Source organism: Xenorhabdus sp. PB30.3, from assembly GCF_963895965.1.
Lineage (GTDB): Bacteria > Pseudomonadota > Gammaproteobacteria > Enterobacterales > Enterobacteriaceae > Xenorhabdus > Xenorhabdus stockiae.
This window is the reverse complement of the sequence record NZ_CAWQMW010000160.1, coordinates 1-24,746: the sequence shown is the minus strand read 5'-3', so window position 1 is coordinate 24,746 and position 24,746 is coordinate 1. Positions and strand designations below refer to the sequence as shown.

The following is a 24,746-nucleotide window of genomic DNA, read 5'->3' as shown; positions in this document are numbered from 1 at the left end:
GGACGTAGATAGGCTGGGTGTGTAAGCGTTGCGAGACGTTGAGCTAACCAGTACTAATGAACCGTGCGGCTTAACCTGACAACACCGAAGGTGTTTTGCGGGGATTGAGAGTAAAGACGCAGTTTCAGATGAAGAATGACCGGAAAACAGAAAGTAGTCGGTTACACAGCTTGTTCGGGATTGAAAACAGGATTTGTCTGGCGGCAATAGCGCGGTGGTCCCACCTGACCCCATGCCGAACTCAGCAGTGAAACGCCGTAGCGCCGATGGTAGTGTGGGGTTTCCCCATGTGAGAGTAGGACACTGCCAGACATCACTTTGTCAGAGAAGCCATCCTTCACCGGATGGCTTTTTTGCGTTTGTTTTTTATCTCCATTTTTATTTCATAGAATGAAATAATTTCAATTTGCGTACAAAAACTCGACATTCCTCCCATTTTAAGGTTAAATTTTGGCTGTCTAGAAGGCTAAATTATGTGGAATGATTGAGGTTTTAAACAATGCCGATTCGTGTACCTGATGAACTGCCAGCAGTTAATTTTCTTCGCAATGAAAATATCTTTGTTATGACATCGACGAGAGCCAGTGTTCAGGACATCCGTCCCATGAAGGTATTGTTACTAAATCTAATGCCAAAGAAGATAGAAACGGAAAATCAGTTTATCAGGTTACTTTCTAATTCACCGTTACAGATTGATATTCAATTACTCCGTATTGACAGTCGCCGATGTAGAAACACACCAGCGGAGCATTTGGATAATTTTTATTGCGACTTTGAATCAATAAAAGATCAGAATTTTGATGGATTAATCGTAACCGGTGCCCCTTTAGGATTAGTAAAATTTGAGGATGTTACGTATTGGGAGGAAATTGAAACCGTTATCTCTTGGGCCAGAGAGCACGTTACTTCAACACTTTTTGTTTGTTGGGCTGTTCAGGCGGCTTTAAATATTCTTTATAACCTGCCTAAATATACGCGAAAAACGAAACTATCAGGTGTTTACTCTCACACTATTCTGGAACCATTGGCATTATTGACCAGAGGATTTGATGAATCATTTTGGGCGCCGCATTCACGCTTTGCTGATTTTCCTGAGTCAGCTATTCGCCAATATACGGATCTGGATATTTTGGCTAGTTCAGAAGAAGCTGGTACCTATTTACTTGCCAGTAAGGATAAAAGACTGGTATTCGTAACTGGGCATCCAGAATATGATGTTGGCACACTAGCTGCTGAATATCAGCGTGATCGGACGGCTGGTTTAGAACCTGTATTACCCGTCAACTACTTCCCGGATAATGATCCAGAAAATAAGCCGGTTGCTACATGGCGTAGCCATGGGCATTTGCTATTTTCAAATTGGCTCAATTATTATGTATATCAGATCACTCCATACGATTTGACCTACATGAACCCTTCCTTAGATTAAACTTCTTATAAACATCTTTAAAAATGAGAATTAACTGAAGCGAGTCATTTCTCATTTTTTAATTTTTTATTTATTTTCTATAAATTATCTGTTTTTCCTATTCTCTATATATAACAAAAACTTAACAGTTTTTGTTTTTCTATTTTGGAAATTAATTCCCAGTTTGTATATGCCTATCTCTCTATTAATTGTTTGATTTTATTATTAATAATTTAATGTATAAAAATAATGGAAACCGTTTTTGATTTATTTTTTATATTGATTATTCTTACCTGAGTGGACACTTTAAGGTGAGGAATAGGGGATGACGCAGCAAGTATTGGCAACAGAATTAACCTTTATAAAACCTTTTTCTGATGCTGAGAAGAAGGTTTTATCATCTGAATCTATTCATTTTTTAGAAGATTTAGTCGTCAGATTTGCTGACAGACGCAAAAAATTACTAGAAGATCGGATAAATTGGCAGAAGAAAATAGATAATGGGCAATTACCAGAATTTATTTCGGAAACATATTCCATTAGAGAAGGTGATTGGAAAATTCAGGGAATTCCAGACGATCTAAAAGATCGTCGGGTTGAGATCACCGGGCCTGTAGAGCGGAAAATGGTTATCAATGCCCTGAATGCTAACGTTAAAGTATTTATGGCAGACTTTGAAGATTCTCTGGCACCAAGCTGGGATAAGGTTATTGATGGTCAAATTAACCTGCGGGATGCAGTTAATGGGACTATTTCTTATACCAATGAGCAAGGCAAACGTTATGAATTAAAATCGGACCCTGCTGTATTGATTGCTCGTGTCAGGGGATTACATCTGTCAGAAAAGCATATTCTTTATAAAAATGAACCAATTTCTGGTGGGTTATTTGATTTTTCACTTTATTTTTATTTGAATTATAAACAGTTGCTGGCGAAAGGGAGTGGTCCTTACTTCTATTTACCTAAGATCCAGAGCTATCATGAAGCACAATGGTGGAGTGATGTTTTCAGTTTTACGGAAGAGCGTTTCAATTTGCCAAAAGGCACGATTAAAGCGACTGTTCTGATTGAAACATTGCCAGCTGTTTTCCAAATGGATGAAATCCTTTATCACCTGCGTCATCACATTGTTGGTCTGAATTGTGGTCGTTGGGATTATATTTTCAGTTATATCAAAACACTGAAGAATCATGCAGATCGCGTCTTACCAGACCGACAGTCAGTCACTATGACACAACCTTTCCTGAGTGCTTATTCCCGTTTATTGATTAAAACCTGCCATAGACGAGGGGCTTTTGCGATGGGCGGTATGTCAGCATTTATACCGAGTAAAGCTCCTGAGCAAAATCAGATAGTGCTGGATAAAGTCAGAGCCGATAAAGAGCTGGAAGCTAATAATGGTCATGACGGTACATGGATTGCCCATCCCGGTCTTGCCGATATAGCGATGGAAGTATTTAGTTCAAAACTGGGTGAACGACCAAATCAACTGATGGTTTCCCGCGAAGAGGATGGTGAGATCACTGCTGAACAATTGCTTGAACCAAGTATGGGCGAAAGAACCGAAGATGGCATGCGGGCAAATATCCGAGTTGCAGTCCAGTACATAGAAGCATGGATTTCAGGGAATGGATGTGTGCCGATCTATGGCTTGATGGAAGACGCTGCTACAGCAGAAATTTCCCGTACCTCTATCTGGCAATGGATCCATCATGAAAAATCGTTGACCAACGGTCAAAAAGTGACTAAAGAGTTGTTCAACCAGATGCTAAAAGAAGAATTGGCAGTCATTAAACAAGAAGTTGGTGAGGTACGTTTTAACGAAGGAAGGTTTACAGAGGCTTCTGAGCTGATGAAACGGATCACCACACAAGACGAACTAGTCGATTTCCTGACTTTGCCGGGCTATCAATTACTCGACTGATTTAAACAACATCCAATCACTAATTAATATTCAATTAATTCAGAATAGGAAGTATAGGATCATGACCGTTTCTCGAGCACAACAAATCACTCAATTAGAGCAAGAATGGAAAAAAGCACGCTGGGAAGGCATTAATCGACCATACAGAGCTGAAGATGTTATTAAATTACGTGGCTCAGTCAATCCTGAACATACTTTGGCTCAAATGGGAGCGAAAAAGTTATGGGAATTGTTGAATGGAAAATCCAAAAAAGGTTATGTAAACGCGCTAGGTGCGCTGACGGGTGGGCAGGCACTTCAGCAGGCTAAAGCCGGAATTGAAGCTGTTTATCTTTCTGGCTGGCAGGTTGCAGCTGATGCCAACACAGCTTCCAGTATGTACCCTGACCAATCACTCTATCCAGTCGATTCCGTACCAAATGTCATTAAGCGTATCAATAATAGTTTTCGCCGCGCAGATCAGATCCAATGGGCGAATGGCATTGGCCCTGATAGCGTCGAATACACCGATTATTTCCTGCCGATTGTGGCGGACGCAGAAGCAGGATTTGGTGGCGTCCTGAATGCGTTTGAACTTATGAAAGCGATGATCGAAGCCGGAGCCGCCGCTGTCCATTTTGAAGATCAGTTAGCTGCAGTGAAGAAATGTGGGCATATGGGAGGCAAAGTACTGGTACCAACTCAGGAAGCTATCCAGAAATTAGTGGCTGCTCGCTTAGCTGCAGACGTATCAGGCGTACCCACTCTTCTTATTGCTCGTACTGATGCCGATGCAGCCGATCTGCTGACATCGGATTGCGATCCCTATGACAGCGAGTTTTTGACTGGCAAGCGAACCTGTGAAGGTTTCTTCTGCACACGTGCAGGGATTGATCAGGCTATCAGTCGTGGGCTGGCTTATGCGCCATATGCTGATGTTGTCTGGTGTGAAACATCGACACCAGACATTGAAGCAGCCCGTCGTTTTGCAGAAGCAATTCATGCTGAGTATCCAGGGAAGTTACTAGCCTATAACTGTTCTCCATCTTTTAACTGGAAAAAGAATCTGGATGATAAAACGATTGCCAGTTTCCAGGAGCAGCTTTCTGAGCTTGGGTATAAATTCCAGTTTATTACTTTGGCTGGTATTCATAGTATGTGGTTCAACATGTTTGATCTGGCGTATGACTATGCACGTGGCGAAGGCATGAAACACTACGTAGAGAAGGTTCAGGAGCGTGAGTTTTCCTCACTGGAGCGTGGCTACACTTTCTCCTCGCATCAACAGGAAGTGGGCACGGGTTACTTTGATAAAGTAACCACGATAATACAGGGGGGAACCTCCTCTGTTACCGCTCTGACAGGGTCAACCGAAGAGCAGCAATTCTGATTTTTGTATTGCATTGATACACAATGGATTTCAAGGTGTATCGCGGCGGCAAGAGAGTGAATCCCCGGGAGCATAGATAACTATGTGACAGGGGTGAGCAAACGTAGCCAACAAAGAGGCAGCTTGAAAGACGAAGTGTAGATATCACCTTGGGGGATTCCGTCAGGAATTCCCCTTTACGCGTCAGATTAAGGTGGCAGACATGGAAACAGATTTAGCTCACTTAATTGCACAAACTATTCTTCAGGGGTTTGATGCGCAATACGGCAGATTTCTGGAAGTAACGTCTGGCGCACAACAGCGTTTTGAGCAGGCAGACTGGCACGCAGTGCAGCAGGCCATGAAGAAAAGGATCAATCTTTACGATCATCATGTAGGCTTAGTGGTTGAACAGTTGAAATGTATTCGTGGTTCACGGTTGTACGATCAGGAGTACATTGCCAAAGTGAAAGTGGTTTATACCCGCCTACTGCCGGATTACCCACGTTTTGAAATTGCAGAAAGTTTTTTTAATTCCGTTTATTGCCGATTATTTCAGCATCGTAATTTGAAGCAGGAAAATTTATTTATCTTTTCTTCCCAGCCACCACGTCGTTTCCGCCATATTCCACGCCCATTATCGCGGGATTTTTTTCCTGATGCCGGTCTTGAATCTATGCTATGGGCTATTTTAAAAGATTTACCATTGCGCCTGGAATGGGAAAATTTAGACAGAGATATCAGTTACCTCACTCGCTACTTACAAAACACATTTCCCGGATATGATTTACTACAGGCGACATTTCAGATTGCTAACGAACTCTTTTATCGCAATAAAGCTGCTTGGCTGGTAGGAAAAATAAGGCTGGGCACAGAAGTTTATCCATTTTTATTGCCGATTCATCATAATGAATCAGGCCAAATTTTTATTGATACCTGTCTGACGAACCATGATGACGCCAGTGTCGTTTTTGGTTTTGCCCGCTCTTATTTTATGATTTATGCCCCTTTACCGGCAGCTATGGTTGAATGGTTACGTGAAATTTTGCCCGTTAAATCGACAGCCGAGCTTTATATGGCCATTGGCTGCCAAAAGCATGGAAAAACAGAGTATTACCGTGAATATCTGACATTTATTAATTCCTCTCAGGAACAATTTACCATTGCTCCGGGGGTGAAAGGGATGGTGATGCTGGTTTTCACGTCTCCTTCTTTTGACCGTGTATTTAAGGTGATAAAAGATAAGTTTGCGCCGCAGAAAGAAGTTTCTCAGGAGAGGGTTCAGGAGTGTTACCGGTTGGTCAAGGAGCATGATCGGGTCGGGAGAATGGCTGATACACAGGAATTTGAGAATTTCGTCATCGATAAACGCCATATTAGCCCCGAGTTAATGGAGGAAATACAGAAAGAGATCCCTGAAAAGCTGGAAGATTTAGGTGACAAAATCCTGATAAAACATCTTTATATGGAACGCAGGATGCTCCCGCTGAATATCTATATGGAGCAGGTAGATGAAGATCGTCTGAAAGATGCTGTTGAAGAATATGGGAATGCAATTAAACAGCTTGCGGCAGCGAATATTTTTCCGGGAGACATGTTATTCAAGAATTTTGGGGTTACACGACACGGAAGGGTGATTTTCTATGATTATGACGAAATTTGTTATATGACCGAAGTGAATTTTAGGGATATTCCTCCAGCGCGTTATCCGGAAGATGAACTTGCCAGTGAGCCGTGGTACAGCGTAGCGCCCAATGACGTTTTTCCGGAAGAGTTCCGGCATTTTTTATGTAGCGATAAGCGCATTCGTAAATATTTTGAAGAATTTCACAGTGATCTTTTTAAAGCAGATTATTGGCGAGCGTTGCAAGAACGGATAAGAAAAGGGCATGTAGAGGATGTTTTTGCTTACCGTCTCAGGCAGAGATTCAGTCAGCGTAATGAGAACAAAGCTGAAGAGCAGGGTATAACGAAATATTCAGAATTATTGGATGAAGAGAATAATGTTGTGGTACTAGCTTCTCCTAACCGCGATATTCACTCTTAATATAAGGTGGCATGGTAAAAGGATTTAACTGGCTTTCTTCATTATTTGACTAAAAAACGCTGGGTTTATGAAAGCGGAAACTCTAACAAGTAGCTCTACTGAAATAATAGAATTTCCGCAATTTCAAAAATGATCCGGCTAAATTATGCTTTAGCGCCTGTTATTGCATTATGAGCCAGTTCCGTAATATGCGCATAATCACCTTTTTTCAATGCATCATTTGGTACCAGCCAAGATCCACCGATACATAGGACACTATTCAGTGCCAGATAATCACGGTAATTATCAGGAGAGATTCCTCCTGTCGGGCAGAAACGCACCTGTGGGAATGGGCCAGCAATAGCTTTCAGCGCTTTCACGCCGCCATTTGCTTCCGCAGGGAAGAATTTGAAACAATTTAAGCCATAGCTCATACCCAGCATTAGCTCAGAGACAGTGGAGATGCCCGGAATAAGAGGAATTGAGCCAGCAGTCGCAGCTTTTAACAACTCATCAGTTAACCCAGGGCTAATGGCAAACTGCGCTCCGGCCTCAGTGACGGCAGAAAGTTGTTCGGGGTTAATCACCGTTCCAGCACCAATAATGGCTTCAGGAACTTCTCTGGCAATGAGACGAATTGCTTCCAGCGCGCATGCTGTTCTCAGCGTGACTTCTAATACCCTTATTCCGCCTGCCACCAACGCTTTCGCCAATGGTACGGCATGTTCAATTTCATTGATTACGATAACAGGGACGACAGGGCCATCAGTCAGGATGCTTTCTGCTGTTGTTTTCCAATTATTCATTAGCAATTTCTCTCATCGAATCCGATACAAGGGATTTAAAATCCCCGGTTATAAAAATGTAATGGAACATGCACCTTGCTCTGCACCGGAAAGCTGGGTACGCAAAGCACCAAATAGTTCACGGCCACAACCGGTATGCCCTGTGCTTAAATCGGCTTGATAAGGTACTCTTTGTGCTAATTCCAGCTCATCAAGCAGCAACGTAAGTTCACCAGTGTGGCCATCAATACGGATTAAGTCTCCATCCTGTATTTTGGCCAGCACTCCGCCAGCATGGGCTTCCGGTGTAACATGAATGGCGGAAGGTACTTTACCGGATGCGCCGGACAGACGCCCATCCGTCACTAAAGCAACTTTAAAACCACGATCCATCAGTACCCCCAATGGTGGCATTAATTTATGTAATTCAGGCATACCATTTGCCTGTGGTCCCTGATAGCGAACGACGACGATACAATCACGATTTAATTTTCCAGCTTCAAAAGCAGGGGCGATATCGTGCTGACTATTAAAAACAACGGCTGGAGCTTCAATAACGAGATTGTTGGCTGGTACTGCCGAAGTTTTCATAACAGCACGACCAATATTTCCGGTCATGACTTTTGTACCGCCATGATGTTTGAACGGTTTTTCAATACAGGCAATAACTTCTTTATCCAGTGATGTGTGAGTGCCTTCACGCCATGCCAGTTGACCTTCATTCAGCCAGGGTTCCTGAGTATAACGTTCCAGACCGAATCCAGCGATGGTATTAACATCTTGATGAAGTAAGCCTTTTTTCAGTAACTCCCGAACAACCAGAGCCACACCACCGGCAGCCTGAAATTGGTTGATATCCGCAGGCCCGTTGGGGTAAATACGGCATAACAACGGGATGACATCTGATAGTTCAGAAAAATCATCCCAGTTAATGATAATTCCGGCTGCGTTTGCCATTGCGATCAAGTGCATGGTCAAGTTTGTTGAACCACCGGTTGCCAGCAGTGCAATAATGCCATTGACGATCACTTTCTCATTAACCATTTGTCCCAGAGGGAGATAATTACCTGAATTTTCAGTCAGACGAGTGATCTGGCGTGCAGCGGCATCGTTTAAGGCATCACGTAATGGCGTATCCGGATGGACAAAAGAAGCTCCGGGTAAATGCAGTCCCATTACTTCCATGACCATTTGGTTGGAATTGGCTGTGCCATAGAAAGTACAGGTACCGATACTGTGGTAAGAGTCTGCTTCTGCTTCCAGTAACGCCAGACGATCAACCTTACCTTCAGCATATAACTGGCGGATGCGGACTTTCTCTTTATTCGGTAAGCCACTGGTCATCGGCCCTGAGGGAACAAAAACAGCAGGTAAGTGGCCGAATGACAGTGCAGCCATGACCAGCCCCGGTGCAATTTTGTCACAGATCCCCAGATACAGAGCGCCATCAAACATATTATGGGAAAGCCCGATAGCCGCGGACATTGCGATGACATCACGGCTGAGTAGGGATAACTCCATTCCATCCTGCCCTTGTGTTACACCATCACACATGGCAGGAACACCACCCGCAACCTGACCGACAGCACCGACTGCATGTAAGGAATCTTTTAATTTTTGTGGGTAGTTTTCATAAGGTTTATGAGCGGAGAGCATGTCATTGTAAGAAGTGATAATGGCGATATCGTTATGCACCATATTCTTTAATGCGACTTTATCGTCATTTTGACAGGCAGCAAAACCATGAGCCAGATTCCCGCATGCCAGTTGAGAGCGATGGACGGTTTTTGAACGAGCAGACTCAATATGCGCCAGATAACGGTTACGCGTCTCTTTAGAACGTTCAATGATACGTTGAGTGATCCGTTCGACGGTTTTATTGATCGTCGTACTGTTTTGGGGTGTTGTCATGATGATTGCTCCAGGCACTTGCTTCCTACACCATATGGAATGTATCTAGCACATACTCTCACTGTTTGTTACCGGTAACATTTTTAATGCAATAAACAAAGGATGCAATCAACTTTTGTCTTCAACACACCTTATCTGTGATCTATATCAATTTATAAGCTGAAACGTAACAGCTAATCAGTAAGTCTGCTTTTTAAGTGAAATTAGCAGAAGTTTTACTTATTACCGCCATATTCCCGACTTATCTCTTTCGCTGCCCGCATAACAAGGGCACCCAGCTCAGTCACACGCTCATCAGAGATACGTGATATCGGGCCGGAGATAGAAATAGCGGCAAACGCTTCATGGTGCTCATCATAGATGCAGGCAGCAATACAGCGTAACCCAAGAGCATGTTCTTCATCATCGAGTGAAAAACCCTGCTTACGGATCTGTTCAAGGTTCTCTTTTAAGGCGGCAGCGGTAGTATGTGTGTGCTGTGTATAGGCGTGTAACCCTTTTTTGTGCAGTAATTGCAGGCATTTTTGTTCAGACAGTGTCGCAAGTAGCGCCTTACCTGCACCGGATGCATGCATGGGTAACTGACCGCCAATAGGCGCGGACATCCGCATCAGTGCGTTACATTGCACTTGATCGACAATCACCGCTTCATATTCATCAATATTGAAAATAGCAAGATTGATAGTCTCGCCAGAATCTTCCATCAACTGGCGTAAAATTGGGTGAACCAGTACCATCAGATTGCGGCTTTGCAGAAAACTGCTGCCGACAACAAACGCATGTGATGCAATCACCCATAGTCCCAGATCGCCAACCTGCCGAACAAAACCATGCTGTTGTAGCGTTGTCAAAAGACGGTGGGTAGTCGAATTAGGAAGACCGGCCTGAATAGCGAGGTCAGTCAGGGCGACCCCACTTTGTGAATCAGAAATGAATTCCAAAAGGGATAAGCCTCGGCTTAAAGATTGTACCTGACCGCCTGCTGCGGCACCGCCGGCTGTCATTTTAGTTTTTTTAGGGCGTTTATTGGCAATAGCGGTATTCATAAGATTCCCTCTAAATTATCCTCTGTTTATAGGAAGGCTAAGCAGAGTTAAAATGGAATTTGTTTTCGTTTTCTTATTATGAATGATAAAGGGTGGGAAAACACATCCGATGAGTGAAGGAAAAAGTATATTGAAAATCACATTTGGCAAACAAAAACATTTATCTGAGATAGTCGATATCTTTAATTACTACATTGCAAACTCGAATGCCCGTTTTGAAACCGAGCCAATGACATTAGAAAATAAGCAACTTTGGTTCTCACAATTTCAACCTGACTCACGTTACCAGCTTTTTGTCGCAGTTGAAGATCAAACGGTTTTGGGCTTTGCATGTTCCCAGCCTTATCGAGCTTTAGAGGCATTTAACAAAACGGTTGAAGTCAGTATTTATCTGGCACCATCAATGAAACACACAGGAGTAGGTAGCGCGCTTTATCAACATCTCTTTAGTGAATTAGCATCACAAGATGTACATAGTGCGCTATCAGGTATTGCACTGCCTAATGAAGCATCAATTGGGCTGCACAAGAAATTTGGTTTTTGTGAAGTGGGTATTTTCAGAGAGTATGCAAGTAAAAATGGTCAGTACATTAGCTCAGTCTGGCTGGAAAAATTGTTTGAATAAAAAGTTATTTTCACGGGAAGAAAACGAAATTTATGTGCATGGCGAGTATTCTTATTATCGTAACGGAATGAGAATACCCGGGTGTATTGATTACTCTTCAAATAAGTTTTTATGAAGGGTTTGAACCACTTCTTCAGCGTCTTGTCCGGGTACAAGCAGGCAGACATTATGGCTACTTGCGCCATAGCTGATCATACGGATATTGAAAGATTCCAGCGGGCCAAAGATCTCTTTGCCTAATCCTCTGGCCTGTGACAGTTTATTGCCGATAATTGCCACCAGTGCCAAATCTTCTTCAACCTCGACACGACACAGTGTTGAAAGCTCTGTCAGTAGGGCATTAGTCAGCAAACTACCGTTCGTGCTGGTGGAGCCTGTTGTATCCAGTGTTAACGCAACGCTGACTTCTGAGGTAGTAATCAGATCCACCGAAATATTATGGCGTGAAAGCAGGATAAAAATTTCTGCCAGAAAGCCTCTTGCATGAAGCATTTTCAGGCTGTGCAGAGTTAATAAAGTCTGTTTGCGACGCAGCGCCAGTGCCCGGAAGCGGGGCGGGTTTGCCGTTCTGTCGCAAACGAGTGTACCGCCTGCCTGTGGTTGTTTACTTGAACCAACGAAAACAGGAATACCACAGCGAACGGCAGGCAGTAATGTTGCCGGGTGGAGAATTTTGGCACCAAATGTTGCCATCTCAGCCGCTTCATCAAAAGCAATTTTATCAATACGAGTAGCTGTTGGGGCAACCCGAGGGTCTGTTGTGTAAATTCCCGGAACATCGGTCCAGATATCCACACGCCTTAGCCCGAGCGCTTCACCAAGCAATGCGGCGGTATAATCACTGCCGCCACGCCCTAATGTTGTTGTACGTCCTTTCTCTTCTTTGCCGATAAAACCCTGAGTAATAACAATTGTATTATTCAGGCGTGGCTGCAAATGTTGTTCGGCCAGAATATTGAGCTGGGTGGTATCAGGCTCTGCCTGTCCGAATTGGTCATTGGTACGCATTATCCGGCGGATATCAAACCATTCGACATCCGTATTGCGCTGACGTAATAATTCAACAAACAACAGGGTGGACATGACTTCACCGTGGCTGACTAACTCATCAGTCAAGGCGTCAGATGTGGCGAGCGAAGCCGCTTCTGACAATGTAGCAATGTTATCCAGCAGACGGTCAATCTCATCTTTAATCACATCTGATTCATTCAGTCGCCCGATAATGGCGTATTGAATGTCCCGGATCTGTTTCAGGCACTTCTCCCGTTTATCACTATTACAGCCGGAAGCTAATGTGACCAGCAAATTGGTTATACCTGCGGAAGCTGATAAAACGACGACGCGAACATCTCTGTTTGCCAGAATAATATCAGCACAGTTATTCATGGCATCAAAGTCTGCCACACTGGTACCACCGAATTTTGCAACAATATACTGCGACGAGGGAGAAGATACTGCACTCATGGATGATAGCCTTCTGTTTTAAAGATAGGCAATTAGAAATATCGGGTTAGCGGTAATGAGTCAATATTTGTTAATTAAGCATCAATATTTTTCATGATTAGAGTGAGATTATCGTTTTTGCCTATGTAATTATGACTGGAAATAATCGCTTATTTTGACCAATATCAGTCAGTAACAGGAAAAGGAGAACCATCACAGTATTAACTTGTTACAATCCTGTGCATTCCTATTTTTATCTACAGTAGATAGAGAACATTATTCATGAAAAACATCAACCCTAGCCAGACCGAAGCCTGGAAAGCATTGCAGCAACATTTTGAGCAGATAAAAGATACTCACCTGCGAGATTTGTTTGAACAGGATAAGGCGCGCTTTGCGACATTCTCTGCCACGTTTGACGATCAGATTCTGGTGGATTATTCCAAAAACCGTATTACCCCGGAAACACTGGATAAATTACAGGCTCTGGCGAAAGAAACTGATTTATCCGGGGCTATTCATAGCATGTTTTCCGGTGAAAAGATTAACCGTACTGAAGATCGCGCTGTATTGCATATTGCTTTGCGTAACCGCAGTAACTCTCCGATTAAGGTTGATGGGGAAGATGTTATGCCGCAGGTCAATGCGGTACTGGCAAAAATGAAATCATTCAGTGAGCGCATTATTGGTGGGGAGTGGAAAGGTTATACCGGTAAGGCCATTACTGATGTGGTCAACATCGGCATTGGTGGTTCAGATCTTGGCCCATATATGGTGACAGAAGCGCTGAAAGCCTATAAGAACCACCTTAATATGCACTTTGTATCCAATGTGGATGGCACTCATATCGCGGAAACGCTGAAGTCTCTGGATCCGGAAACCACGCTGTTTCTGATTGCATCAAAGACTTTTACCACGCAGGAAACGATGACTAACGCACATTCTGCCCGTGATTGGTTCTTGCAAAGTGCAGTTGATGAAGCACATGTTGCCAAACATTTTGCGGCACTTTCAACGAATGAACAGGAAGTCAGCAAGTTCGGTATTGATCCGCAAAACATGTTTGAGTTCTGGGACTGGGTCGGCGGCCGTTATTCCCTTTGGTCTGCGATTGGTTTATCCATTATCCTGTCCATTGGATATGATAATTTCGAGCAATTGCTGAATGGTGCCCATGCTATGGATAAGCACTTTGCACAAACTGCTCCTGAACAGAATATTCCGGTTATTCTGGCGCTGATTGGCATCTGGTATAACAATTTCTTTGGCGCAGAAACTGAAGCGATTCTGCCTTATGATCAATATATGCATCGTTTTGCTGCTTACTTCCAGCAGGGAAATATGGAATCAAACGGTAAATATATTGATCGTAATGGAAGCCCCGTGAATTATCAGACCGGACCGATTATCTGGGGTGAGCCGGGTACCAATGGTCAGCATGCTTTCTACCAGCTTATCCATCAGGGAACGAAACTGATCCCATGTGATTTTATTGCGCCGGCAATTAGCCACAACCCAACTGGCGATCATCACAGTAAATTGTTATCTAACTTCTTTGCACAGACTGAAGCGCTGGCTTTTGGTAAAACTCAGGCTCAGGTAGAAGCCGAATTTGTTGCTGCCGGAAAGAATGTACAGGATGTGGCAAATGTTGTGCCATTCAAAGTGTTTGAAGGCAACCGTCCGACTAACTCAATTCTGTTACGTGAAATTACACCGTTTAGTCTGGGCGCATTAATTGCCATGTATGAGCATAAAATCTTTGCTCAGGGCGCAATCCTGAATATTTTCTCATTTGACCAGTGGGGCGTTGAACTGGGGAAACAATTGGCAAACCGTATCCTGCCTGAACTCCACGATTCAGAAAGCGTAAATAGCCATGACAGCTCTACAAACGGGCTGATTAATCGTTTCAAAGAATGGCGTTAATCTGATTTATCATTTTATATAATCAGCTATCCCCTCAATAACACTATTTATTGGGGGGATATTTTTTGCAATCTACATAATTTGTTATCAACTTTTTATTTTATTGGTCTGTAACATGATATCCTCACTTCCCATTCGTTGCGCTGTCGGAGAAGTTGATATTCTCCGCAATTGGAAAATGACATGGCAAATGACACAATATTAACTTCTACTCCTATTCACTGGCTTTCAACTGACGAAGCCAACACGCCTGAGAGTATTCTGGACTGGCTGATGGAAGTTGGTTCAATGACTCGTCGTTTTGAACAGCATTGCCATCATGTCACTGTCACACCATTTCGGGAATGCTTTATTACAGCTGAAGAGCTTGGTGATGAAAGTGAGCACTTACCTATAAGTGAGAAATACTGGCTACGGGAAATTATCCTGTTTGGTGATAATATTCCGTGGCTGTTGGGACGGACAGTGATCCCGAAAGAAACATTAACAGGACCGGATAAAAAGCTGGTGGATCTAGGAACTGTTCCACTTGGGCGCTACCTTTTTAGTGGCAATAACCTGACGCGGGATTATATTCAAATAGGGTTACAGGGCCAGCGTTGGGCGAGACGATCTTTACTGCGTTTATCAGAAAAGCCATTATTACTTACAGAAATATTTTTGCCAGAATCACCTGCATATAAAATTAAATAAATAAGAGATAAGGGAGAAACAGATTGGAGGTCAGTATGACGCAAAATAAATGGCGCGCCTATTGCCGTTTAATGCGTATTGATAAACCGATTGGCGTATTGTTACTAATATGGCCAACCTACTGGGCATTATGGATAGCAGCAAAAGGTGTACCCAATTTACATATCCTGTTGGTCTTCACTCTGGGTGTCTTTTTCATGCGGGCAGCAGGGTGTTGTATTAATGATTTTGCCGACAGGAAATTTGACGGACATGTTGAAAGGACAAAGTCTCGCCCGCTTCCCAGTGGTGATATCAGCGAGAAAGAGTGCAAAATTTTATTTAGCATACTCGTGCTGATCTCTTTTGCACTGGTTTTGACGCTGAACAAAATGACGATTGCCTTATCCTTTGCCGGATTAGGGCTGGCGTGTGTGTATCCTTTCGTTAAACGGGTCAGTAACTTGCCACAGGTTGTATTAGGTGCTGCCTATGGCTGGTCAATTCCAATGGCTTTCTCGGCGGTAAGTGAGTCCTTACCATTAGAATGCTGGTTATTATTTCTGGCAAATGTCATATGGTCAGTAATCTACGATACCCAATATGCGATGGTCGATCGTGATGATGATCTGAAAATTGGCGTGAAATCGACAGCTGTTTTGTTCGGGCGTTTTGATAAGCTGATTATTGGTATTTTGCAACTCATCATGCTGGCAATTCTTATTGTGGTTGGCTGTTTGGTGAATTTAGGCGGGATGTATTACTGGACCGTATTGCTGGCTGGCGCGCTTTTTATTTATCAGCAAAAACTGATTTTTGACCGTAGTCGTGAGCCATGTTTTCAGGCATTCATGAACAATAATTATGTTGGCTTTGTTTTATTCCTCGGCATTCTTTTCAGCTATGTTTTTTAACCCTGTATTTTAAAAGCAAATGGTTTAACAAAACGGGCGGTCATTTTATGGCCGCCCGTTTATCTATTTGCCAGATTTTATTTTTCCATATGACAGGTTAAAACCACCGTCTTTAGACGGTGACTTTGACTTTAATGTTTTGACCTATGCGCGTTTACGAGGTGCGTGGTTCGACGACTTTCAGTCGTCGGCACCGAAGTGCGCTAACCCACCTACTTCAGTAGGTGGTAGTTAAGTTTCAGAACAGTATGTTATTCCTGAATTTCATCTGTCGACTCTTGATCACTGTGTTCAGGAGGCATACTGACACTTTCAATCGTCAGACGGATTTCGGGAGACATCAGTTCGCTCAATACCTGATAAAGCGCCTGAGCATTTGTGGTAACGATGTTGCCACTATCGTGAATATAACCTTCTTCCCGCAAGGTATTAACAGAACAGGAGAACACGGCTTTATCGAAGAATTCCGGTGCATTAATACCATGCAGCACTGACAAACGCTGTGCCAGCATCCGGCTCTCTTTTTCCAGTGCACCACGGCTGATATCCGGAGTGGCATTCAGTAAAGAAAGTGTGATGGCGTAGCGTTGCAGTGTTTCCCGGATACCTGCCGCCAACAGTTGTAGTGGGCGGATACGCTCAGGATTGAGTACCAGCACTTCCTGCTCTTTATTGCAGATCAGGCGTTGGCGCACTAATTCATCAATCAAGGTCTTCACTACATCAGGTAATTCCGCCTTACTGTAACGCATGAACAGTTCCTGCTTGAGCAGAGGATAAATCAGCTCTACCTGTCTGAGCAGTTCAGTGCGGCTAATACGGCGATGATGCATCACGATACTGGCGATTAAGGATGGCAGGATCAACAAGTGCTGGATATTGTTACGATAATAGGTCATCAGTACCGCGCTTTCACGAGGCAGGATAATGATATCCCCAAGACTGTCTTTTTCGACCTCAAACTTATTCATCCGTAAAGCGTGATCCAACAGCTCTTCTGCCGTTTTGGCCGGAATAGTGACATCGTTTGTATAAGTAACATTGCTCATCAGCTGCATATAGCAATCTAATTGCTCAATAAGCTGCTCACGAGTAAGTGCTCGCTGACGTGATGACAATAAGGCTGTACTGCATAAATTAATTGCATTTGCAGCAGCGGCATTATTGATATTCACCATAATATTATCCGCCAGTTTGCTGACCGTTGGGGTCAACCATGTCGGACGTTGTGCTTCTATTGGATCGATGGCGTCACGCCATTCAGGAACATGCTGGTTCAGATATTGTACTAATGGGATTGGTTCACCAAAATTGACGTAACCTTGCCCCAGATTACGCAGTTTACGCAACCCACGGACCATCTGGAAAAAGCCTTCTTTTTCTTTGGTTGCACCGCGTAATTCTTTGGCATAAGTTGCAACCTCCATCACATGTTCATAACCGATATAGATCGGCACAATTGTGATAGGCCGAGATTCACCACGTAACATTGCCTGCAATGTCATGGAAAGCGTACCTGTTTTCGGATCGAGCAAGCGGCCAGTTCGCGAGCGTCCACCTTCAACAAAGTATTCAACAGAATAACCACGGGAAAACAGTTCACCCAGATATTCGCGGAAAATAGTTGAATAAAGTTTATTGCCTTTAAATGTGCGGCGGATAAAGAACGCACCAAGACGGCGGAATATCGGGCCGGCTGGCCAGAAATTCAGGTTAATGCCCGCTGCGATATGTGGTGGAACCAGACCCTGATGATAAAGCACATAAGACAGCAACAGATAATCCATATGGCTACGATGGCATGGAACATAAACAAGTTCATGACCATCCTGAGCCAATTGGCGGATACGTTCGCCATTATGGACATTGATGCCCTGATAGAGACGGTTCCACGTCCAACTCAATACACGGTCTGTTATGCGAACAGTTTCATAGGAAAAATCAGCGGCAATCTCTTCCAGCATATTGATTGCATTCTGTTTCGCTTTTTCTGGCGAAATTTTCTTACTGCGAGCCTCATCAGCAATCGCTTTTTCAATCGCTTTTGATTCCAGTAACTTCCTGAACAGATCTTGCCGCGCAGGTAAACGTGGCCCGACAGCGGCCAAACGTTGGCGGGAATAGTGTATCCGTGCAACGCGGGCGAGTTTATTGGCAATAATTGTATCTGTGCCATGTTCATCCGCAATACTGCGTAATGACACAGGTGCGGAAAAACGGACAAAACTATCTCGCCCAAGCCACAGGATTGCAAAAAACTTCTGGATCCCGTTAAGCAGACGTAGCTGAGGAGCCGTATTGGTTTCCTGACCTTCACGTCCGGGAGAGCGCCCGAACATCACAGAAACAGGCACCATCTGAATATCTAAATCAGGATTACTGCGATGTAAATCCAGATAAGAATGGAAAATCTTCACAGACTCATGTTTAGGCGCATAGTAACTGAATACACGCGGACCATCATCAATGAAAACATAGCTTGGAAGCTGTGTATCATCAATATCCAAAGGCGCTAGCGGATCAGGTAAATCCTGAGCAAGACACTGTTGACGCAGAGTCAATAAATCGGCCTTTGAATGATACGGTAACACATACAGAATAGGCCGAGTCGTATCAAGACTCAGCTCCGTAACAGGAACCGTTGGAATAAGTTTACTTTTAACTAAAAGTTTTATCGGCAAATTCAATAAGTTGTAATATATTTTACGCCAAGCTGACATAACTGCTTTAAGCCTCTTGTTAGCAATGCGCGGCAAGCATACCAGAAACGGATTTTGAGATCTGTGTAAATAAGATAATAATAGAGACTAAAAGTTATATGATCTTAAAACTATTATGATTCTTGAAGAAAATTTTTATGGCTAACCAATCAACAGGTTTAACCCGCATAATTAAAGCGGCTGGGTACTCAGTAAAAGGTATTAAAGCTGCGTGGAAAAATGAGGCTGCATTCCGACAGGAGGCAGTTTTGGCTATTTTAGCAACTATTGTGGCATTCTCCTTTGATTTCGGCATACTTGAGAGACTTTTTCTCATTAGTTCAGTTATGTTAGTGCTTATTGTGGAAATGCTGAATAGCGCTATTGAAGCGGTTGTAGACCGTATTGGCAGCGAATATCACGAACTATCGGGGCGGGCAAAGGATATGGGCTCAGCCGCGGTATTTTTAGCCATGATCTTAGCACTATTTATTTGGGTGATAATTAGTTGGTCGTATTTCACCCGTTAATGTGGTGTATTTTTCGTCAAAAATCGTTATTTAGCGGCTTTTACATTCTGACTGGTTCCCAATTCAATTTTAGCTGTATATACTCACAGTCAGACTGTATAAACAAACAGGGGGCGAAATGAAAGCATTAACAGCCAGGCAGCAAGAAGTTTATAACTTGGTGCGTGACCATATTTCGCAGACGGGTATGCCACCGACACGTGCTGAAATTGCCGCACGTCTTGGTTTTCGTTCACCTAACGCCGCAGAAGAGCATTTAAAAGCCCTTGCGCGTAAAGGGGTGATAGAAATTATCGCTGGTGCTTCCAGAGGTATCCGTTTGCTGCTTGAAGAGGAAGCTGAAGGGGCTGGATTACCACTCATTGGTCGTGTGGCTGCAGGTGAACCACTATTGGCTCAGGAACACATTGAAAGCCATTACAAAGTGGATCCGGAATTATTTAAACCGAATGCTGATTTTCTATTGCGTGTCCGTGGTATGTCAATGAAGGATATCGGTATTATGGATGGTGATTTACTCGCTGTGCATAAAACGCAGGATGTTCATAACGGGCAGGTCATCGTGGCACGGATTGAAGATGAAGTCACAGTAAAACGTTTCAAACAAACAGGAAACAAGATAGAACTGATTGCTGAAAATCCTGAGTTTAAGCCTATCGTTGTGGATTTACGCGAACAGAATTTCACCATTGAAGGGCTGGCAGTTGGCGTGATTCGTAACGGGGATTGGTTCTGATTGTAAAAGCGGATAATTATACATTACCCATTCTGGGCGGTCATTTTTCGTAGTACCCGTGAAGCACATGCTTATGCGGGGACGTAGAAATTAATGAATTCATCATCAGTAATGACCGCCTGATAAGGTAATTTCGAACTCACTCCATACACGAGTTTGTGTCATGACAAGAAGAGCATAATCCGTGGATTTCTATGACACTGTGCCGCAAATGAAACCCTGCACGCTGTGCTAAATTTTGTATCGCTGATTCGATATCTTCAGCATCCTGCTCGGTAACAGAGCCACAATTATCACAAAGAAACATTGCTGATGTATGGCATGGCTCTTCAAAGTGATGACACACCACATAACTGTTTGTAGATTCTATTTTGTGAACAAAACCCTGTTCCAGTAAAAACTCTAACCCTCGATAAACAGTTGGCGGTTTTGCCTGTGGCTCAACTTCACGTAGCAGATCCAGCAAATCATAGGCACTGATTGCACCCGGCTGGGCTGAAATCAAGCGCAGAATTTCAAGGCGTTGAGGTGTTAAACGAACCCCTCGTGACAGACAGATTGCCTCAGCCTGCGTCAGTAATTTTTTTTGATTGGTAGTTTTCATTACACCTCTCACACCTACACGATGCTAATGGCTTAATATTACCATGTTTTTTAACTTGGAGCAGGGATCTACCTAATTGATAGTTATAATTCTGGATATTATTGTCATTTAGCAACCAAACGAACATTTTTGGTCTTAGTTTGAAAATATGGGGTTGTATAAAGAGATAAATTATATTTTAAAGCAGAGGTAGTGGTTATTTTATAACCACTATCTCTAGAAAATAGTTTTAATTTAGGTCATTTATCATCGAAAAATATGCCTTTGAACGGATTCCAGCTATTATCACCCTTTTTTTCTTTTAAATAATAGGCATAGTTGGCTGCAATTCCATTTAGTCCAGCAAATGCTATTCCAATTGCATTATAGATACTATCTGAAAATTCAATGTCCAGTATTAATTGGACAACGCCTAGAGAAAATCCTGTTGCAAAAACAAGCCCAAATAAAACTAATCCTTTTTTCCATAAGCCAATAATAACAAAATAAATTATGCCAAAGAAAAAAGCGAAAAAATTCATGTTTATTTTTATTTTTTTAAGAAAATGTAATTTTCTATATTCTTCGCGATTTTTTTTGGAGGCTGGTGAGCCATTTTTTTCAAAAAACTCAAAGCGTTCTTGCCACTTCTCAGAGTACTTAGGTGCGTCCATTTTTTTTCCTTGTATATCAAAGACTCTAATGTTAAAACACAAGCTTGATCTTTATCAATACTAATTTTATTTACAGTTGTAAATTGTTACTTATTTTAATACCTTATTTGGGTTATTTTTGCTTGGGTAAGTTAAATTCATCCGCGATAACTCTCAATCTTTGAAAGCTCATGATTCCCTAATGTAGTGCCACTCTGAGTGGAAACATTTTTCTATGCTATAGTAGACCACATTTTATACTCATCTCATGCAATTCCCCATTTTTTAGAAGGAAGGGTGTGAGGTGTTGTTAATTTAAACACATTTGAAATAACCTGAAATGCACGAAAATATACAGATACAAAAATCTAGTGAATTCACTGAAATACCAAATGAAAGCGGAAAATTCAAACCTTCCCGCTTCTCCGTTGCGCCGATGCTGGATTGGACGGATCGTCATTGTCGATACTTCCATCGCCTGCTAAGTAAAGAAGCTTTGCTTTACACTGAAATGGTCACTACAGGTGCGATTATTCACGGTAAAGGAAACTATCTGGCTTATAACGAGCAGGAGCACCCATTGGCATTGCAATTGGGCGGTAGTGAGCCTCAGGCATTGGCGCAGTGTGCTAAGATCGCGCAGGTGCGTGGTTACGATGAAATCAATCTGAATGTTGGTTGTCCGTCTGATCGTGTACAAAATGGTCGTTTTGGTGCCTGTTTGATGGGGGACGCTACATTGGTTGCGGATTGCATCAAAGCAATGCAGGATGTGGTGGAGATCCCAGTAACAGTAAAAACTCGTATCGGTATTGATGAACAGGATAGTTACGCGTTTCTGTGCGATTTTATTGATATTGTTGTGCAAAACAGTGCCTGTGATAATTTTGTCATCCATGCGCGCAAGGCGTGGTTATCTGGTTTGAGTCCTAAAGAAAACCGCGAAATTCCACCGCTGGATTATCCTCGAGTCTATCAACTGAAAAAGGATTTTCCACAACTGACGCTTTCCATTAATGGTGGAATTAAGACCTTGGAAGAAGCAAAACAACATTTGCAATATGTTGATGGTGTGATGGTTGGGCGGGAAGCCTATCAGAATCCATCGATTCTGGCGCATGTGGACCGTGAATTATTTGACGAAAACGCTCAGGTAACGAATACGGTAGATGTGATTAAAGCTCTTTATCCTTATATCGAGCAGGAATTGTCAAACGGTACTTATTTAGGCCACATTACCCGCCATATTCTGGGCATTTTTCAGGGTATTCCCGGCGCGCGCCAATGGCGTCGTCATCTGAGCGAAAACGCACATAAACCCGGTTCGGATATTATGGTTGTTGAAAAAGCACTGGGAATGGTAACAGAGCGGATGTGATCCGCTCAGGTGTTTTAGAAATTACGGGATCAATAAGCTGGAACCGTGAGTTGCGCGGTTTTCAAGTATCTGGTGTGCCCTGACTGCCTCGCTTAGTGGAAATTTTTGGTTTTCTGGCACATCGACTTTGATTTTTCCATTGGAAATGAAGTCAAATAGTGTTTTGCTCGCTTCTGCTAACTCTTCCCGCGTAGTGATATAACCGTTAATAGAAGGGCGGGTAAGGAATAGAGAACCTTTCTGGTTGAGAAGCCCGACATTTACACCGGTTACTGCACCCGAAGCGTTTCCGAAACTGACCATCAACCCTCTTGGTGCCAGAGAATCAAGTGAATCCAGCCATGTAGCCTGACCGACGGAATCATAAACGACATCAACTTTTTGTCCGTTGGTAAGTTCCAAAACGCGTTCAACAATATTTTCACGATTATAATTGATGGTCTGCCACGCGCCTGCATTTTGAGCAAGGAGAGCTTTTTCATCTGAACCGACAGTGCCAATCAATTTTGCACCTAATGCTTTTGCCCACTGGCAGGCAATCAACCCCACCCCACCGGCTGCTGCATGAAACAGAAAAGTTTCACCTTCAAGAATCTTATGTGTCTGATAGAAAAGGTAATAAACGGTCAACCCTTTCAAAAGGGAAGCGGCAGCCTGCTCAAATGAAATACTATCAGGAAGAATAGTTAACTTGCTGGCAGGCACATTATGTACTTCACTATATGCACCCAAACCGGATTGAGCATATGCCACACGATCTCCGATTTTGATGTATGACACATTCGAGCCAACTTTTGTGGCAATCCCGGCAGCTTCAGTGCCTAACCCACTGGGAAGACTTGCTGTTGGGTAAAGCCCACTGCGGACATAAGTATCAATATAATTAATTCCGATGGCTTTATTTTCGACTTGGACTTCATCAGGCGCAGGGTCAACAGGGGTAAATTCACTATATTTGAGTACTTCTGGGCCGCCGGTGGCGGAAAATATGATGTGTTTTGCCATGGTTGCTCTCTTATCATTCTGGAAATATTGGGAACAGCCTCGCACGTTTGCAAAGAAATCGCTGCAAACAGCGTAAATGTATCTGAAATCATTGCAGACTATATATATTTACTTTGTGTTTTGAAGTTTGTCCATGATTATTATTTTTATATAAATATCAAATAATTAATTAATCATTCAACTGTATGTTGTTACAGTGTTTATTGACGTTTTGCTCCTCTTGCAGCACACTACGTATAAACAATTGTATAAATACTTTTAGCGATCATGGCTGCCGAACTAAATAAGCTCAGTGACAAAAAACTTAGAACCCTGTACGGAAAAGAAAGGGGCAATATTGAATTTTTTGCCGATGGTGCGGGGTTGAGCGCCAAAGCATCTAAAGCTGGTGGAGTTAGTTGGGTTTTTACGTACCGACTTGATGGAAAAAAGTTAAACCGCCTTACCATTGGGCGCTATCCTGATATGCCTCTCAAGCAAGCTCGTGAAACGCGGGATAAATGTCGTAGTTGGTTAGCATCTGGTAAAGATCCAAAGCTGCAATTTAACTTAGTGATGCAGGAATCATTAAAACCAGTCACTGTGAAAGACGCTATTGAATATTGGATAGAGCATTACGGCAAAGAAAACCGAGTCAATATTGATACCCTTATTCTGCAATTAGAAAAACATATTTATCCTTATATTGGTGAAATGGCATTGTCTGACTGCGAAACAATATATTGGCTACAATGCTTTGATAGAATAAAAAAGAAAGCTCCGGTGGCTGCTGGTTCTGTATTTCAATTGTGCAAGCAAGCTCTAAAATTTTGCCGGGTAAGAAGGTATTCAGTCAGCCATGTATTGGATGATTTAACTATTCAGGATGTTGGAAAAAAACAAAATAAAGGCCAACGATATTTAGACGATCATGAACTTGGTCAATTATGGGACTCCATAAATACAGGTATTTACCTACCTTATTATAATAATTTATTGAAAATTTTGGTTGTATTTGGCTGTCGGACACGGGAGATCAGGTTATCTAAATGTTCAGAATGGAATTTGAATTCTATGTTATGGACTGTCCCAAAAGAAAATAGCAAGACAGGTGAGAAAATCATTCGTCCAATACCTGAATATATGAAGCCA

Annotated in this window: 19 protein-coding genes, 1 rRNA gene and 1 pseudogene; 13 read left to right on the top strand and 8 right to left on the bottom strand. The window is 42.8% G+C overall.

The window, feature by feature from the left end:
* Positions 1–196 precede the first annotated feature (196 nt).
* The 5 genes and pseudogenes from rrf to aceK all read left to right on the top strand — a co-directional run.
* Positions 197–312, top strand: a 5S ribosomal RNA gene (rrf, locus tag AACX38_RS16195).
* Positions 313–499: 187 nt separating this feature from the next.
* Positions 500–1,429, top strand: a complete 930-nt coding sequence (gene metA, locus AACX38_RS16190; protein ID WP_228864928.1) for a homoserine O-acetyltransferase MetA — start codon at positions 500–502, stop codon at positions 1,427–1,429.
* Positions 1,430–1,733: 304 nt separating this feature from the next.
* Positions 1,734–3,332 (top strand): malate synthase A, encoded by a 1,599-nt coding sequence (gene aceB / locus AACX38_RS16185; protein WP_228864927.1) that lies wholly within the window; start codon positions 1,734–1,736, stop codon positions 3,330–3,332.
* A gap of 61 nt (positions 3,333–3,393) precedes the next feature.
* Positions 3,394–4,701 carry an isocitrate lyase gene (gene aceA, locus AACX38_RS16180; protein ID WP_099123289.1) on the top strand — a complete coding sequence of 436 codons (1,308 nt, stop codon included), beginning with the start codon at positions 3,394–3,396 and terminating at the stop codon, positions 4,699–4,701.
* A 202-nt stretch (positions 4,702–4,903) separates the two neighbouring features.
* Positions 4,904–6,622: pseudogene (gene aceK, locus AACX38_RS16175) on the top strand (bifunctional isocitrate dehydrogenase kinase/phosphatase); the annotation flags it as partial.
* Between the two features lie 248 nt (positions 6,623–6,870).
* On the opposite strand, the gene AACX38_RS16170 reads toward aceK, so the two are convergent.
* The 3 genes from AACX38_RS16170 to iclR all read right to left on the bottom strand — a co-directional run bounded on the left by AACX38_RS16170 (position 6,871) and on the right by iclR (position 10,448).
* Positions 6,871–7,512: a bifunctional 4-hydroxy-2-oxoglutarate aldolase/2-dehydro-3-deoxy-phosphogluconate aldolase gene (locus AACX38_RS16170; RefSeq protein WP_228864926.1), complete on the bottom strand. Its 642-nt coding sequence runs from the start codon at positions 7,510–7,512 to the stop codon at positions 6,871–6,873.
* A 48-nt stretch (positions 7,513–7,560) separates the two neighbouring features.
* Positions 7,561–9,402, bottom strand: coding sequence for a phosphogluconate dehydratase (gene edd, locus AACX38_RS16165; protein ID WP_228864925.1), 1,842 nt, complete (start codon positions 9,400–9,402; stop codon positions 7,561–7,563).
* A gap of 215 nt (positions 9,403–9,617) precedes the next feature.
* On the bottom strand, positions 9,618–10,448 hold the full coding sequence (gene iclR / locus AACX38_RS16160) for a glyoxylate bypass operon transcriptional repressor IclR (RefSeq protein ID WP_228864924.1): 831 nt from the start codon (positions 10,446–10,448) through the stop codon (positions 9,618–9,620).
* Positions 10,449–10,557: 109 nt separating this feature from the next.
* Between iclR and AACX38_RS16155 the strand changes: the two genes are divergently transcribed.
* On the top strand, positions 10,558–11,073 hold the full coding sequence (locus AACX38_RS16155; protein ID WP_228864923.1) for a GNAT family N-acetyltransferase: 516 nt from the start codon (positions 10,558–10,560) through the stop codon (positions 11,071–11,073).
* Positions 11,074–11,163: 90 nt separating this feature from the next.
* Here AACX38_RS16155 and lysC read toward each other — a convergent pair whose 3' ends face one another.
* Positions 11,164–12,537: a lysine-sensitive aspartokinase 3 gene (lysC, locus tag AACX38_RS16150; protein WP_228864922.1), complete on the bottom strand. Its 1,374-nt coding sequence runs from the start codon at positions 12,535–12,537 to the stop codon at positions 11,164–11,166.
* Positions 12,538–12,798: 261 nt separating this feature from the next.
* Between lysC and pgi the strand changes: the two genes are divergently transcribed.
* The 3 genes from pgi to ubiA all read left to right on the top strand — a co-directional run bounded on the left by pgi (position 12,799) and on the right by ubiA (position 16,031).
* Positions 12,799–14,445 (top strand): glucose-6-phosphate isomerase, encoded by a 1,647-nt coding sequence (pgi, locus tag AACX38_RS16145; protein WP_228864921.1) that lies wholly within the window; start codon positions 12,799–12,801, stop codon positions 14,443–14,445.
* A gap of 183 nt (positions 14,446–14,628) precedes the next feature.
* Positions 14,629–15,138, top strand: coding sequence for a chorismate lyase (gene ubiC / locus AACX38_RS16140; protein ID WP_099123282.1), 510 nt, complete (start codon positions 14,629–14,631; stop codon positions 15,136–15,138).
* 35 nt (positions 15,139–15,173) lie between these two features.
* The gene (ubiA, locus tag AACX38_RS16135) at positions 15,174–16,031 is read left to right on the top strand and encodes a 4-hydroxybenzoate octaprenyltransferase (RefSeq protein ID WP_228864920.1); all 858 of its coding nucleotides are present in this window, start codon (positions 15,174–15,176) and stop codon (positions 16,029–16,031) included.
* A gap of 251 nt (positions 16,032–16,282) precedes the next feature.
* Here ubiA and plsB read toward each other — a convergent pair whose 3' ends face one another.
* A complete protein-coding gene (gene plsB, locus AACX38_RS16130) occupies positions 16,283–18,751 on the bottom strand; it encodes a glycerol-3-phosphate 1-O-acyltransferase PlsB (RefSeq protein WP_099123280.1) in 2,469 nt (822 codons plus the stop codon).
* A gap of 137 nt (positions 18,752–18,888) precedes the next feature.
* Here plsB and AACX38_RS16125 point away from each other — a divergent pair, with 137 nt between their 5' ends.
* The gene (locus AACX38_RS16125; RefSeq protein WP_228864919.1) at positions 18,889–19,260 is read left to right on the top strand and encodes a diacylglycerol kinase; all 372 of its coding nucleotides are present in this window, start codon (positions 18,889–18,891) and stop codon (positions 19,258–19,260) included.
* A gap of 118 nt (positions 19,261–19,378) precedes the next feature.
* The gene (gene lexA, locus AACX38_RS16120) at positions 19,379–19,996 is read left to right on the top strand and encodes a transcriptional repressor LexA (RefSeq protein WP_099123278.1); all 618 of its coding nucleotides are present in this window, start codon (positions 19,379–19,381) and stop codon (positions 19,994–19,996) included.
* A 139-nt stretch (positions 19,997–20,135) separates the two neighbouring features.
* On the opposite strand, the gene zur is transcribed toward lexA, so the two are convergent.
* Together zur and AACX38_RS16110 are read right to left on the bottom strand one after the other, a co-directional pair.
* A complete protein-coding gene (gene zur / locus AACX38_RS16115; protein ID WP_228864918.1) occupies positions 20,136–20,600 on the bottom strand; it encodes a zinc uptake transcriptional repressor Zur in 465 nt (154 codons plus the stop codon).
* 239 nt (positions 20,601–20,839) lie between these two features.
* Positions 20,840–21,253 (bottom strand): DUF2628 domain-containing protein, encoded by a 414-nt coding sequence (locus tag AACX38_RS16110; protein WP_228864917.1) that lies wholly within the window; start codon positions 21,251–21,253, stop codon positions 20,840–20,842.
* Between the two features lie 319 nt (positions 21,254–21,572).
* Between AACX38_RS16110 and dusA the strand changes: the two genes are divergently transcribed.
* Positions 21,573–22,610 (top strand): tRNA dihydrouridine(20/20a) synthase DusA, encoded by a 1,038-nt coding sequence (dusA, locus tag AACX38_RS16105; protein WP_228864916.1) that lies wholly within the window; start codon positions 21,573–21,575, stop codon positions 22,608–22,610.
* Positions 22,611–22,631: 21 nt separating this feature from the next.
* Here dusA and AACX38_RS16100 read toward each other — a convergent pair whose 3' ends face one another.
* A complete protein-coding gene (locus tag AACX38_RS16100; protein ID WP_228864915.1) occupies positions 22,632–23,615 on the bottom strand; it encodes a quinone oxidoreductase in 984 nt (327 codons plus the stop codon).
* A gap of 267 nt (positions 23,616–23,882) precedes the next feature.
* Here AACX38_RS16100 and AACX38_RS16095 point away from each other — a divergent pair.
* The coding region (locus AACX38_RS16095) for a tyrosine-type recombinase/integrase (protein WP_228864914.1) at positions 23,883–24,746 on the top strand (864 nt) is incomplete at its 3' end.

Excerpts from the sequence above, each read along its gene's own strand:
- pgi (WP_228864921.1), top strand. The coding sequence starts at position 12,799 with ATGAAAAACATCAACCCTAGCCAGACCGAAGCCTGGAAAGCATTGCAG.
- ubiA (WP_228864920.1), top strand. The coding sequence starts at position 15,174 with ATGACGCAAAATAAATGGCGCGCCTATTGCCGTTTAATGCGTATTGAT.
- metA (WP_228864928.1), top strand. The coding sequence starts at position 500 with ATGCCGATTCGTGTACCTGATGAACTGCCAGCAGTTAATTTTCTTCGC.
- zur (WP_228864918.1), bottom strand. The coding sequence starts at position 20,600 with ATGAAAACTACCAATCAAAAAAAATTACTGACGCAGGCTGAGGCAATC.
- lexA (WP_099123278.1), top strand. The coding sequence starts at position 19,379 with ATGAAAGCATTAACAGCCAGGCAGCAAGAAGTTTATAACTTGGTGCGT.
- AACX38_RS16125 (WP_228864919.1), top strand. The coding sequence starts at position 18,889 with ATGGCTAACCAATCAACAGGTTTAACCCGCATAATTAAAGCGGCTGGG.
- plsB (WP_099123280.1), bottom strand. The coding sequence starts at position 18,751 with ATGTCAGCTTGGCGTAAAATATATTACAACTTATTGAATTTGCCGATA.
- aceB (WP_228864927.1), top strand. The coding sequence starts at position 1,734 with ATGACGCAGCAAGTATTGGCAACAGAATTAACCTTTATAAAACCTTTT.
- lysC (WP_228864922.1), bottom strand. The coding sequence starts at position 12,537 with ATGAGTGCAGTATCTTCTCCCTCGTCGCAGTATATTGTTGCAAAATTC.
- ubiC (WP_099123282.1), top strand. The coding sequence starts at position 14,629 with ATGGCAAATGACACAATATTAACTTCTACTCCTATTCACTGGCTTTCA.
- iclR (WP_228864924.1), bottom strand. The coding sequence starts at position 10,448 with ATGAATACCGCTATTGCCAATAAACGCCCTAAAAAAACTAAAATGACA.
- aceA (WP_099123289.1), top strand. The coding sequence starts at position 3,394 with ATGACCGTTTCTCGAGCACAACAAATCACTCAATTAGAGCAAGAATGG.
- AACX38_RS16100 (WP_228864915.1), bottom strand. The coding sequence starts at position 23,615 with ATGGCAAAACACATCATATTTTCCGCCACCGGCGGCCCAGAAGTACTC.
- dusA (WP_228864916.1), top strand. The coding sequence starts at position 21,573 with ATGCACGAAAATATACAGATACAAAAATCTAGTGAATTCACTGAAATA.
- AACX38_RS16110 (WP_228864917.1), bottom strand. The coding sequence starts at position 21,253 with ATGGACGCACCTAAGTACTCTGAGAAGTGGCAAGAACGCTTTGAGTTT.
- AACX38_RS16155 (WP_228864923.1), top strand. The coding sequence starts at position 10,558 with ATGAGTGAAGGAAAAAGTATATTGAAAATCACATTTGGCAAACAAAAA.
- AACX38_RS16170 (WP_228864926.1), bottom strand. The coding sequence starts at position 7,512 with ATGAATAATTGGAAAACAACAGCAGAAAGCATCCTGACTGATGGCCCT.
- edd (WP_228864925.1), bottom strand. The coding sequence starts at position 9,402 with ATGACAACACCCCAAAACAGTACGACGATCAATAAAACCGTCGAACGG.